This is a genomic window from Natronorubrum tibetense GA33 (assembly GCF_000383975.1).
Classification (GTDB): Archaea; Halobacteriota; Halobacteria; order Halobacteriales; family Natrialbaceae; genus Natronorubrum; species Natronorubrum tibetense.
This window is the reverse complement of record NZ_KB913020.1, coordinates 91918-104239: the sequence shown is the minus strand read 5'-3', so window position 1 is coordinate 104239 and position 12322 is coordinate 91918. Positions and strand designations below refer to the sequence as shown.

The window sequence follows — 12322 nt, the reverse complement described above, 5'->3', positions numbered from 1 at the left end:
GAACGATTCGTATGGAGACGCCATCGGATTCCGTGTCGCTTGCCGAAGACCAGCCGACAGCGCTGACAGACCGGCTGGACATTCAGCGGCAAGCGGTGTTCGTCGTCCTGACGTTCCTCGGGATGACGAGTGGACTTCTCGGAAGCTGGTTCGGTGCACCCCCGACCGTCGTCTGGATCAGCTATACGGTCGCCTACGTGTTCGGTGGCTGGTATGGGATCAAAGAGAGTCTCGCCGCGGTACGAGAGCCGGCAGTAGAGATCGATCTGCTGATGATTATCGCCGCACTCGGTGCGCTCTACATCGGCGCCCCGTTCGAAGGAGCGATGTTGCTGTTCCTGTTCTCGCTGTCAGGCGTCCTCGAGGAGTACGCGATCGGCCGCTCCCGAACCGCGATCAAGTCGCTGGTAGGCATGCGCCCGGAGTCGGCGCAGGTTCTTCGCGACGGGACGGAAACGACGACGCCGATCGACGACGTCGAGGTCGGCGACGTGTTCGTCGTTCGGCCCGGCGAACGGCTGCCCTTGGATGGCGTCGTCGCGTCCGGCCAGAGTACGGTCGATCAATCGTCGCTCACCGGCGAGTCCGTTCCCGTGACGAAAGACCCCGGCGACGAGGTGTTCAGCGGGACGATCAACGAGACGGGCAGCCTCGAGGTACGAGTCACTCGAGAAGCCACGGAGTCGGCGATCTCTCGGCTGATCACTATGGTCGAGGAGGCACAGGAGAAGCGTGCGCCGACCCAGCAGCTCATCGACCGCTTCGAGCAGCCCTACGTGCTGGGCGTCTTCGCGATGACTGCCGTCGCAATCGCGCTGCCGATCGCACTGTTGAACCACTCGTTCGAGCCGACGTTCTACCGCGCGATGACGCTAATGGTCGCCGCCTCTCCCTGTGCGGTCATCATCTCGACGCCGGCTGCGGTACTCTCCGCGATTTCGGCCGGCGGCCGACAGGGCGTCCTGTTCAAAGGTGGTGAACACATCGAAACGGCAGGAAACGTCGACGCCATCGCGTTCGACAAGACTGGGACGCTGACGGAAGGAAACACGCGGTTGACCGACGTCGGCGCTCGCGGGGACGCCCTGTCTACCGACGGCGGTGCGGTCGGCAGCGATCTGCACGCAGATAGCGCCCTCGAGAACAACTCGTTGGCCGACGATCGACTGCTCGCGATCGCGGCGGCTGTCCAGTCCCGATCGGAACACCACCTCGGCGAGGCAACCGTCGAGGCTGCCCAGGAGCGCTCGCTCGAGGTGCCCGATGCCAGCGACTTCGAGGCGGTCGTCGGCAAGGGCGTCCACGCGACCGTCGAGGGCCAGACGATTCACATCGGGAACCCGCGGTACGTCGAGACCGTCCTCGGCGATCGTCAGATCGACGGCCGCGAGACCGGTCTCGACGCCGTCCACGATCTCGAGGAGAACGGGAAGACGAGCGTCCTCGTCGTCAGCGAGACTGATGAGGGCCTGCGGGTCCTCGGCTGGCTCGCGTTCACCGACACGATCCGCCCCGACGCGACCGAGATGATCGAGCAACTCCGCGAGCGCGGAGTCGAACAGATCGTCATGCTGACGGGCGATAACGTGCGGGTGGCCGAGTACATCGCCGACGAACTCGGGATCGACGAAGTGTACGCGGAGTTACTCCCCGAGGAGAAAGTCGACCACATCGAGGCACTCCAGGAGTGCCACGAAGCCGTCGCGATGGTCGGTGACGGCGTCAACGACGCCCCTGCCCTCGCGACGGCGGATATCAGTGTCGGCATGGGTGGCGCCGGAACCGACGTGGCTCTCGAGACGGCCGATATCGTGCTCATGTCGGATAAACTCGACCGGCTTCCTTACGCGTTCGCGCTCAGTAAGGAGACGCGGCGTACCCTCTACATCAACTTCAGCATCGCGTTCGGCGCCATTGCAATCATGATCGTCGCGATCCTGACTGCGGGGATTCCGCTCCCGGTCGCGGTGGTCGGCCACGAGGGCTCGACCGTCCTCGTCAGCCTGATCGGTCTGCGGTTGCTGCGGTTCGACGACTGACGACGCGGTCGTCTCGGTCGAACACGAAAGCGCACACTCTTGTGATTCCCGCCCAAAAGTACCGTTATGGGATTCCATACGTTCCCCGTCGAGCGTGCGGACAAACTCGAGGATCCGTCACGATACCGTTTCTGTTCGCGCGAGGAACTGCTCGAGATGTTGGGACTCGACCGCGGGTCCGATGCCGTCGTCGCAGACCTGGGATCGGGAACGGGCTTCTACTCGAGAGATGTCGCCCCGTTCGTCGACACGCTGTACGGCGTCGACGTCCAGGCGGCAATGCACGAGCGCCACCGCGAGGAGGGCGTCACGGCAAACGTTGAACTGCTCACGACCGGTGTCGACTCGCTGCCGTTCGATGACGACGAACTGGACGCTGCGTTCTCGACGATGACCCACCATGAGTATGCCACCGACGAGACGATGGCCGAACTCGCCCGCGTTATCCGGCCAGGCGGCCGCCTCGTCACCGTCGACTGGTCGGCGACGGGAGACGGCGAGGACGGCCCGCCGGTCGACGAACGGTTCGGTCCCGACGACGTCTCGGACCAGCTCGAGGACGCCGGTTTCACCGTCGAGCGCGTTCACGACCGACCGGAGACGCTGGCGGTCGTCGCCCGTCGGTAACCGGTATTTCGGTGCGTTACTCGCCGAGCGAGCCGTCGATGACGCGCTGGTGAGACGGCCGAGATTTTGTAGTATTGAAATTAAAGTACATTATTGTACCGGAACAAAATGCAGTGACCGAACGGCTCGGAATCATCCTCGAGACCGCAGATCCCGAACGCGCCTGGAACGCGCTTTGACTCGGTATTACGGCCGTAGAGAACGGCCACGAGGTCTCGGTGTTCCTTCTTGGCGAGGACGTCGAGGCCGAGGATGTCACCGACGATCAGTTCGATTCCGCGATCGGATGGAGGCGTTCGTCGACATCGGCGGCGACCTGCAAGCGTGTGGGACGTGTCTCGAGATCCGCAACAGCGATGAAAGCGAGTACTGTCCGATGTCGACGATGTCCGACGTCCTCGAGATCGTGACGTCGTCCGATCGCGTGCTGACGATCGGCTGATCGCCGTCGCGCTACCGCTCCCTCATTCGTCCCGCTGTAGGCGCTCGCGCCGTTGTTCGAACTCCTCGTCGGAGAGATCACCGCGAGCGTAGGCCAGTCGGAGTTCCTCGAGTGCCGGGTCTTCTTCGGTCGGGGCCGAGCGCGCGGCCGCCTTGTATACCAGATAGCCGACGACGAGGAGCAACAGGAGGGGGAGCCAGCCTATCAACCACATTCCCGTCCCGGTTGGACCGTTCCACGTGCCGCCGTTCCACATGTGGCCACCACCCCACATACCCATCATCGGCCAGGCGACGGCCATCATCAGGAGCGGTACGAGTACGGCGAGTGCAACGACGAGCAGCACGATTCGAAGCAGTGTATTATCATCAGCCATGCGAAATTATTCGACCGGTGTCGCAATAAGTGCCAACCACAATTTCGAAGAGTTCTCAATAGTACTATCGCTCGAGTTGGTGCGGTCTCACGCTCGGGACGGCGGGACGAGCATCACGTTCCCGTTCGCTCGAGCGACGATATCCTCGGAGACGCTGCCGAGCAACAATCGGCGGAGCCGGCTGTGGCCGCGCGAGCCGATGAGGATCGTCGTCGGATTGTGGGATTCTTCCGCAGCGAGAATCTCGTCGGCGGGGTCTCCCTGCCGGACCTCGGTCCGGGTCTCGATACTCCACGCCTCGAGTTGGTCGGCCAGTTCACCCAGCTGTGCTTCTGGATCCTCGTCGTTCGAGAGTCCCGGATCCTTCGGCGTCTCGACGTGGACGAGCGTCGCTTCCTGGGTCGCGTGACGCAGGTACGAAAACGCCTCGAACGCGCGCTCGGCGTTCTCCGAGAAGTCCGTCGCGTACAGCATCCGCTGGAAGAGATGCTGTCTGACGACAGCCGGGTCGTCGGCCGCTCGCTCGATGCGGTTGACGAGCAGCGGCGTCTCGGTCGTCCGGGCGAGGTTGCGCGCCGTTGAACCGATGACGCGGTTCTCGAGCGGACTCTTCCCGCGCGAGCCCACGACCGTGAGACTCGCTCCGATCGTCTCGGCCAGTCCGGTAATACGTCGGTGGGGCGTCCCGCGGACGACGTGCGTTTCGACGTCGAATCCGGCGTCTTCGATGACCCGTTCGTATTTCCTGATCGCTTTCCGTCGCCGGGTCTCGAAGTCGATACCGGGCATTCCTCTGTGGACGTTCGACGGGATAACCGTCACGAGATGCATTTCTTCGATCCCAATCCGTCCGAGACACTTGAGACAGGTCTCGTTCTCGATGGTCGCCTCGCTGGCGGCCGAGAGGTCAGTGGCGAGTACCGCTTTCATACCGGCCGTAGGTGCTGGTGGTATAATATTGTTTGGGTGACCCAATACCGAATGGAAAACAATCGTTCACGGAGAAGTACTTGATATCGTTATACGCCGACTCCTTGCGGTCGTCTGGACTCCCAGCGAGTCCATTTCCTTCACGTCGCTTTCGCTCGTTCAGTTATGGACTCGCTGAACATCGCAAACCTTCGGTTTGCTCAATCCCAGCGGACGGGATCGCTCGCTCGAACACTCCGGTTTGCGCCCACGCTCTCGCGACGCGAGATTGAACGTCTTCGCGACGCCAGTCACCCAGAAATACTAACGCGGGCGACACGACATCCCGGCACGAACTGGCCGATCAACGAACCCTCTATATTCCCATAACTTACACAGATATCTCCGTTGGATAGCCGTCCCATATCTTGCAGTAATATTGTACACCAGTCCCAAAAGCGTTATACCGACTCTCCGGGTAGAGAGTACTGAGTAGAAATCCATGATCCGCACACTATCGAACGCAAACGGGGGGCCGGACGAATGATCGAATCCGCAGCCCTCTCTCCACCGGTACAGGCGATGCTCCTCGTGGGTGTCATCCTCGTCCAGGCGGTTGCCCTCTACGCTGGCTACGGCATCCTCGAGCGAGTCGCAACGCCACTGATCGACACGATCACGGACGCACGATAGATGGAGATATTCGGCCTCAGTCTGGCGCTGTTGGCGCTGTTCGTGAGCTTTGGCTTCATGGTCGGGGTGCTGTTCGGCTTTTTCGGGATGGGTGGGTCATTCCTGATCACGCCGACGCTGTTGCTCCTCGACTATCCCGCCTCGGTCGCGATTGGCAGCGGGCTGGCGTTTTACTTCGGGACGTCCGTGATCGCCGTCCTGAAGCACTACGATGTCGGCCAAGTCGACTACAAACTCGGCGCGATCCTGTTCGTCGTCCTTTCGATCGGGATCGAACTCGGGAGTCGGCTCGTCTTCGGCCTCGAGGCGCTCGGCATCGCCAACCTCGTCACGGGCGTCGCCTACGTCGTCCTGCTGGCTGGAATCGGCGTGTTGTTCCTGCGTCGTGCGTACAACCTTGAGGACGATGACGACGATGGCGATGACGATGACGATGCCAACGACGACGAGATTCCGGCGATCGGCCAGAAGATTCAGTCGTATACCGTACCGCCGATGATCTCTCTCACCTCCGGCGGTCGTGCGTCGGTGTGGACGATCGGTGGCGCTGGCGGGAGCGTCGGCCTCATCTCCGGGTTGATCGGTGTCGGCGGCGGATTCATCCGAATGCCCGCGATCTACTATCTGATCGGGACGCCCCTGACCGCCGCGGTCGGCACAAGCCTCTTTGCCGGCCTCTTCTCGGGCGCGTTCGGGACCTTCACCTACGGGATGTCCGGCAGCGTCGACCTCACGGTTGTCTCCTTGCTGCTCGTCGGGAGCGCACTCGGTGCGAGAATCGGCTCGGCGGCGACCACGATGGTCGAGGAGGACGACGTGATCGTCTACTTCGGGCTGATGATGCTGTTCGCCAGCGGCGGGATCGCGCTCAGCGAACTCGCGAACTGGCTGGGGACGGGTGCACTCGACATGCTGAGCGTGTTCCTGCTCGTCGGCTCGTCGTTTTTCGTCGCGTCGATGATCCTCTACAAGGTCTTTCAGTCGGCTGGCAGCGAGGAACCGGACGCACAGACGGCTCCCGATGGAGGTCGTTGATGATCTCGACGCACCGTCAGCACAGCGCCGAACCAACTGTTACTCTGCCTGATATACAGACACGTAGCCGCTCGTGATGCTCCTCGCTACCGTTGCCCTCGTCCTGGCACTCGGGGTCGCCTCCCGCGTCCTCGCGGACCGACTGCAGATTCCCAGCGTCCTCTTTCTGATCTTCGCCGGAATCGCGATCGGTCCTGAACTCCTCGGACTCGTCTCTCGAGAGACGTTCGGTGGCGGGCTCTCGGCGATGGTCGGCGTCAGCGTCGCCATTATCCTCTTCGAGGGGGGCTACCACCTCCATCTCGAGAAACTCCGGGAGAGTCCGACGGCGCTTGCTCGCCTCGTTACCGTCGGTGCGGCCATCACCTGGCTCGGGACGGCCGCCGCCGTCGTCGTCTTCCTCGAGACTAGCCTCGAGGTCGGCCTGCTGGTCGGTGCGTTGTTGATCGCGACCGGCCCGACCGTGATCGGCCCTATCCTGCAGGTCGTCACCGTCCGCGACCACGTCGCGTCCGTTCTCGAGGGTGAGGGGGTGATCAACGACGTGACTGCGGCGATTCTGGTGGTCGTCGTCTTCGAGGTTCTCATCGCCGACAACGGGAATTCGGTCTCGTTTCTCGCCAACTTCTTCGGACGGCTCTTCATCGGGCTCGGTATCGGTGCGCTCGTCGCTGGGATCGTCTGGTTCGCGCTCAGCCGGGGCAACCTCACGCCGAAAACCGGGCCGTTGCACGCGCGCCTGATCGTTCTCGCGGGGATCGTCGTCGCCTACGGTGGCGCCGAGACGATCGCTAGCGAGACGGGGATCGCCGCCGCCGCGATGGCGGGATTCGCACTCGGCAACGTCGACCTGCCACACCACGAGGAGGTCATCGACTTCCTCGACGACCTTTCGGTGGTTGTCCTCTCCTTTATTTTCGTTGCGCTGGCGGCGCTGATTGACTTCGAAGACATCTTTACGCTCGGGTTGGCCGGACTCGCTATCGTCGTTGCGATCACGCTGGTGCTTCGGCCCGCCGTGATCTACCTCTCGACGACGGATGAACGTTTTACTCGCAACGAGCGGCTCTTTCTCAGCGCCGTCGGCCCACGGGGGATCATCCCCGCCAGCGTCGCGACGCTGTTCGCCGTCGAACTGCAGGCGCTCGGTCGGCCACAGGAAGCCCAGTTGCTCGCTGGCACCGTCTTTCTCATCATTTTCGCGACGGTCGTCCTTCAGGCCGGCCTCGCACGACAGATCGCGAACACCCTCGAGGTTTCACCAATGCGCACTATCATCGTCGGCGGGGGACGGGTCGGCCTTTCCCTCGCCGCACGGCTCGAACAGGACGGAGAGAACGTACTGCTTATCGACAGCGACTCTGACGCGGTCGAGAAGGCCCGCGAACGCGGTCTCCGGGTGGTCGAGGGCGACGGCACCGACGCCGACGTCTTGGAGCGTGCCGGCGCGTCGGAGGCCAAGACGGTTATCGCGACCACGCCCGACGACGACGTCAACCTGCTGGTCTGCCAACTCGCGAAGACGACCTTCGATGTCGAGACGGTCGCATCGCGGGTCAATCAGCCGGACAACGTCGGAGCGTTCGAGTCGCTCGATGTTCGGGCGATCGACCTCTCGATGGCGACCGCGTGGTCGCTCGAGAACGTCTTAGAGCGGCCGTCGCTGTCGTCGTGGATGAACGAACTCGGCCGAACCGGCGACGTTCAGGAGATCGAAGTGACGGCTGCGGACCTCGTTGGGAAGACGATCGCCGAACTCAACGCTGATATTCCCGACGAGGTCATTGTCGGCCTGCTCACTCACCGAGACGGCGCGACGGAAGTCCCAACGGGCGACCACGAACTGCGCGCCGGCGACCGCGTGACCTTTCTCGGCCAGACCGACGCCGTCGACCGCGCCGTCAAGCGGTTCCACCCGCACGACTAATTCTCGTCGTTCAATACAATTTTCCTCGCATCATACAATAGTATCAAACTTGTGCCGGTGTAACAACTCCGTACGAAAAGATCCTTCTCGCCGTCGATAACCGAACAGTTGGACGAAGAACTGGCGTCTGAGGGACTGCTCGAGTGTCTTTGCGGGCCCACGTCTCTCGACAGAGAGTGTTACCGCACGGTTCACCATCGCCGACAAGGGCAGTCTCTGGCTCACCTTAGAGGCCACGGCGAAGCGGCCCACGGCTCGAGACGTACGAAGCGCTCGAGTCGCCGCTCGTGGGCGCGACGACAGCCGCGGCGACCACGGTTCTCAACGACCTGATCCACCGACGCAGCGCAACCGGCGGCGACGCGAAGTGACTCCGCAATGCCGGGGTCCCCACTGTCGAGTTCGCTGTCGAGACCGATACGGTCCACGCCTGCGACGAGTACACAACGGTCGAGGCGCTCGAGAGCGGTAGCTCGCCGAAACCGGCGTGAGCGTCGTGACGATCGATAGTGGTAAAAAAGTGACACCATCAACTGGAACTGTGCATATCAGATCGCACGACGACTGTGCGATCGGGTATGCACTGACTTCCAGTGGCGACTATAGCTGATAGCGTCGGTAAAAAGCCGCCTACTTAGCCGTTTACGCGAACGGGACCACTTCGGGCAGCGGGAGCAGGGGCACCACGAACAGGCCCGCGAGCGTGAGCAGTCCCATCAGGACCGGGAAGAGGACGATCGGGTAGTTCGTCCGCTCGAGGACGCGACCGAGGTCGCTGCCCATGCTGGACAGCGACGGGGTCGTACTCCCCCGGAGGATCACCAACTCGAGGCCGAACAGAACGACCGTGGCCCCGGCGGACACCATGCAGAACGGGCAGATCTCGCCGATGACGCCCAGTTGCAGGTAGACGAAGTACGCCGAGAACGCGACGCCACTGGCCGTGATCGGCGTCAGTATCTTGACGAGCAGCGGGTGTCGGGTGTCGAACCACCAGAGTGCGAGGCCGATCGTCGTCAGGTAGTAGAACCCACCGAGGGTCGCAAGCGGGATCCCGAAGACGTACGCCCACTGACTGGTGATCACTTCGATGCTTCCCTGAACCGGTGCGTCGGATGGAATTGCAGGGATCGCGAACAAATGGATCGACGTCAGGACGACCGTTACGAGCCATCCAACAACTGCGACGAACGTTAAAAGGCCGAAGAGCGTCGCTACCCGCGGAGTGTACTCCCACTCGTAATCGAACGCCATCGACCGCTGTGTTTCGGCTGACATACAATACTGTGTTGGCGGAGGTGGTACAAAAATGTTGTGCACTATTCCCAATTCTATGGCAAATAAGTCCGGGAGTTGTCGAAACCGGTATTCGAACGGCACCTGGGAGATGGCGTAGTGCACAATGCTCAAAACTGCCTAATAAACGGTATTACAGCTCGGAACCCGTCGTTTGGGCGGATTCTAGTGGCTACTTTGCGACCGCTTCTACCGCATTATATTGCACTGTGGGTCCAACCCTGCCATGCAATTGGCGCCTTCGTTTCGATATGGACTCGCTCACCGGGGGCTGGGTCGATGCTGACACCAATGGAACTCCGAACTGGTATCCCCGCACTGCAGGAGACAACGTATCTGAACTATGGTTCACATGGGCCGACTCCGAAGTACGTGGTCGACGCCGCCACAGACTTCGTTCGACGACATGAGTACGACGCTCCTGTGTCGAACGACCCGTGCGAAACGGCGTTCGGCGACTTCGACGAGACGCGGGACGTGGTCGCCTCGTTCGTCGGCGCGCAACCGGACGAGAGTCGCACACGAGAGTCGCACTCACGGAGAGTGCGTCCGCCGGAATCAACGCGATCGTCGGCGCGATCGACGCCCTCCTCGATACGCTCGCGGACGATTGGTAACGACCCACGTCATCGGCCGAGCGAACGACGACGGTACGTCTCTTTTGACAAATCGATCTCCCGTCTCACGCGCTGAGGATGCCGTTCATCTTGATTGCACAATATTCACACAACCCTTATACCAGCGGGGTCCGTACACCGAATCAGTATAATGGCTAATTCGATGTCGGAGCAACTCCAGCAGGATATGGAGTGCGAAGGGTTGCTGGAGTGCATCCACGGTCTCAAGCAACTCGACAAGGACTGTTTCCGGGTGATGGTCGAGAGCGAGGAGCCGTTGACGATCGACGAGGTCGCCGATCGCGTCGACCGCGAGCGCTCGACGGCCTACCGCTCGATCCAGCGGCTGCTCCAGAGCGGCTTCATCCAGAAAGAACAGATCAACTACGACCAGGGCGGTTACTACCACGTCTACCACCCGACCGACCCGAACCAGATCGCAAACGACATGCAGCGCATGTTGAACGACTGGTACGCGAAGATGGGCCAGCTCATCCAGGAGTTCGAGGACAAGTACGAGCACGTCGACGACAGCCCGACACCGGTCGAAGGATAGCGAACCGGCGCCGATCTGTCTACGAAACTGAACTAGCCCGTCGATAGGTCTCGACAGGTTTCGAGTTACATCGTTTGCGTGTCTGCTGTCAGCGTTGCTGTCCGTGGTCCCCTAGGCGAATCCGATGTTACCGGCAGACTGCGACACTCGTTCCTGGCACCCTCGTCTCTCTTGCTCTTTGTATTATCTGCACAATCATCCCTTGCCACCCAGCCGACTCGAGCAACGTCGTCACGGCACCGAACACGGCGGTCGGGTCGACCGAATCCCTCGATGAGGCGGAAAACCGGCCCAATGGGTGGTTCACGACGTCCCTTTGTCAGGTGGGTGTGGTTCGCCGCTCGGTCTGATATTGTACAATATCCACAAAACTCTTAAATACCTATGGCCCGTATGAGAGAGTGATGGCAACTGATGCACACAGCGGCTCTCCCGAACAGCCGCTCAACGAACCCGTCTATATCGATGGCGAAGATCACCTCCAGAGCGTTGTCGACGACCACGGCGTCGTGCTGGTAGACTTCTACGCCGACTGGTGTGGGCCCTGCCAGATGCTCGAGCCCGTTCTCGATGGGCTGGCAAGCGAGACCGACGCCGTGATCGCGAAGGTCGACGTCGACGCTAACCAGCAGCTCGCGGGCGCGTACGGTGTCCGCGGCGTGCCGATGTTGCTGTTGTTCGCAGACGGCGAACAGGTCGAACAGCACACCGGTGCCCTGCCGGCGGACCGACTCCGCGACCTGATCGAGGGATACACTGAATGAACGAGGCGACGAATCCCACTGAAACCGTCCACGAGGTAGTGATCGTCGGCTCCGGCGTCGCCGGCCTTTCGGCCGCCGTTTATGCCGCCCGCGCCGACCTCGAGCCGCTCGTCCTCGAGGGGCCCGAACCGGGCGGCCAACTGACGCTGACGACCGAGGTGGAGAACTTCCTCGGCTTCCCCGAAGGCGTTGGCGGGATGGAACTGATCCAGCGCGGCAAGGAACAGGCCGAACGGTTCGGCGCCGAGTTCATCCACGGCACCGTCGAGACGGCACAGCTCGAGGATCGGCCCTTCGAACTCGCTCTCTCGAACGGCGATGTCCTGCGAACGCGGGCGTTGATCGTCGCAACCGGCGCCAGCGCCCGCTGGGTCGGCGCCGAGAACGAGGACGAACTGATGGGCTATGGACTCTCGACGTGTGCGACCTGCGACGGCGCGTTCCACCGCGGGGACGACGTGCTCGTCGTCGGGGGCGGCGACAGCGCGATGGAGGAGGCGCTCTTCCTCGCGAAGTTCGCCGAGAGCGTCACGGTCGTCCACCGACGGGACGAACTGCGGGCCTCCGAGGTCATGGCGCGTCGCGCTCGCGAACACGATCGGATCTCGTTCCGCTGGAACGCGGAACTGCTCGCGATTCACGGCTCGCGAGACGAGGGCGTCACCGGTGCGTCGCTGGTGAGTCATCCCGAGGGTCGGCCGACGGACCGACTCGAGGAGGGACTCGATGTCGAAGAGGAGACCGTTGCTGTCGGCGGCATCTTCTACGGCGTCGGCCACGTTCCGAACACGTCGTTCCTCGAGGAGACGCCGGTCGAACTCGACGAGACGGGCCACCTCCTGACGCTCGAGGGGATGACGACCGAGACCGCGGTCGACGGGGTGTTCGGCGCCGGTGACGTGATGGACCCCGACTACCGACAGGCGATTACGGCCGCGGGAACCGGGAGCATGGCCGCCCTCGACGCGGAGTCGTGGCTCGACGAGGAACTCGAGCGAGAGGCGCCAGCAGCCGTGACCGTAGCGACAACCGACTGAGCGA

Annotated in this window: 12 protein-coding genes and 2 pseudogenes; 11 read left to right on the top strand and 3 right to left on the bottom strand. The window is 62.3% G+C overall.

Translation table 11 applies throughout. The annotated features are described in order from the left end of the window. The first annotated feature begins 11 nt into the window (after positions 1-11). From NATTI_RS0123600 to NATTI_RS27230, 3 genes are all read left to right on the top strand, one after another. Complete coding sequence (locus NATTI_RS0123600) at positions 12-2039, top strand: heavy metal translocating P-type ATPase (RefSeq protein WP_006091025.1); 2028 nt, start codon at positions 12-14, stop codon at positions 2037-2039. Positions 2040-2105: 66 nt separating this feature from the next. Continuing rightward, positions 2106-2666, top strand: a complete 561-nt coding sequence (locus NATTI_RS0123595) for a class I SAM-dependent methyltransferase (RefSeq protein WP_006091026.1) — start codon at positions 2106-2108, stop codon at positions 2664-2666. A 286-nt stretch (positions 2667-2952) separates the two neighbouring features. Beyond that, complete coding sequence (locus NATTI_RS27230; RefSeq protein ID WP_006091027.1) at positions 2953-3108, top strand: hypothetical protein; 156 nt, start codon at positions 2953-2955, stop codon at positions 3106-3108. Positions 3109-3130: 22 nt separating this feature from the next. Here the strand turns inward: NATTI_RS27230 and NATTI_RS0123585 are convergent, their stop codons facing one another. Both NATTI_RS0123585 and NATTI_RS0123580 read right to left on the bottom strand, forming a co-directional pair. Then, the gene (locus NATTI_RS0123585; RefSeq protein ID WP_006091028.1) at positions 3131-3484 is read right to left on the bottom strand and encodes an SHOCT domain-containing protein; all 354 of its coding nucleotides are present in this window, start codon (positions 3482-3484) and stop codon (positions 3131-3133) included. Positions 3485-3571: 87 nt separating this feature from the next. Beyond that, positions 3572-4414 carry a universal stress protein gene (locus NATTI_RS0123580; protein WP_006091029.1) on the bottom strand — a complete coding sequence of 281 codons (843 nt, stop codon included), beginning with the start codon at positions 4412-4414 and terminating at the stop codon, positions 3572-3574. A gap of 522 nt (positions 4415-4936) precedes the next feature. Here NATTI_RS0123580 and NATTI_RS26710 point away from each other — a divergent pair. The 4 genes and pseudogenes from NATTI_RS26710 to NATTI_RS27565 all read left to right on the top strand — a co-directional run. After that, entirely contained in the window at positions 4937-5086 is a 150-nt protein-coding gene (locus NATTI_RS26710; protein ID WP_006091030.1) for a DUF7512 family protein, read from the top strand. Next, positions 5087-6121, top strand: coding sequence for a sulfite exporter TauE/SafE family protein (locus NATTI_RS0123570; protein WP_006091031.1), 1035 nt, complete (start codon positions 5087-5089; stop codon positions 6119-6121). It begins immediately after the preceding gene. Between the two features lie 76 nt (positions 6122-6197). Next, complete coding sequence (locus tag NATTI_RS0123565; protein WP_006091032.1) at positions 6198-8048, top strand: cation:proton antiporter domain-containing protein; 1851 nt, start codon at positions 6198-6200, stop codon at positions 8046-8048. Between the two features lie 260 nt (positions 8049-8308). Continuing rightward, positions 8309-8539 (top strand): annotated as a pseudogene (locus tag NATTI_RS27565) (M20 family metallopeptidase); the annotation flags it as partial. A gap of 151 nt (positions 8540-8690) precedes the next feature. Here the strand turns inward: NATTI_RS27565 and NATTI_RS0123555 are convergent. Further along, positions 8691-9326 carry a vitamin K epoxide reductase family protein gene (locus NATTI_RS0123555; RefSeq protein ID WP_027119291.1) on the bottom strand — a complete coding sequence of 212 codons (636 nt, stop codon included), beginning with the start codon at positions 9324-9326 and terminating at the stop codon, positions 8691-8693. Between the two features lie 297 nt (positions 9327-9623). Here NATTI_RS0123555 and NATTI_RS27220 point away from each other — a divergent pair. The 4 genes and pseudogenes from NATTI_RS27220 to NATTI_RS0123535 all read left to right on the top strand — a co-directional run. After that, positions 9624-9928, top strand: a pseudogene (locus NATTI_RS27220) (aminotransferase class V-fold PLP-dependent enzyme); the annotation flags it as partial. Between the two features lie 184 nt (positions 9929-10112). Then, a complete protein-coding gene (locus NATTI_RS0123545) occupies positions 10113-10517 on the top strand; it encodes a helix-turn-helix domain-containing protein (protein ID WP_006091034.1) in 405 nt (134 codons plus the stop codon). A gap of 404 nt (positions 10518-10921) precedes the next feature. Further along, complete coding sequence (trxA, locus tag NATTI_RS0123540) at positions 10922-11281, top strand: thioredoxin (protein WP_006091035.1); 360 nt, start codon at positions 10922-10924, stop codon at positions 11279-11281. Then, the gene (locus tag NATTI_RS0123535) at positions 11278-12318 is read left to right on the top strand and encodes an NAD(P)/FAD-dependent oxidoreductase (protein ID WP_006091036.1); all 1041 of its coding nucleotides are present in this window, start codon (positions 11278-11280) and stop codon (positions 12316-12318) included. The genes trxA and NATTI_RS0123535 overlap by 4 nt, the downstream gene beginning before the upstream one ends. Positions 12319-12322 lie beyond the last annotated feature (4 nt).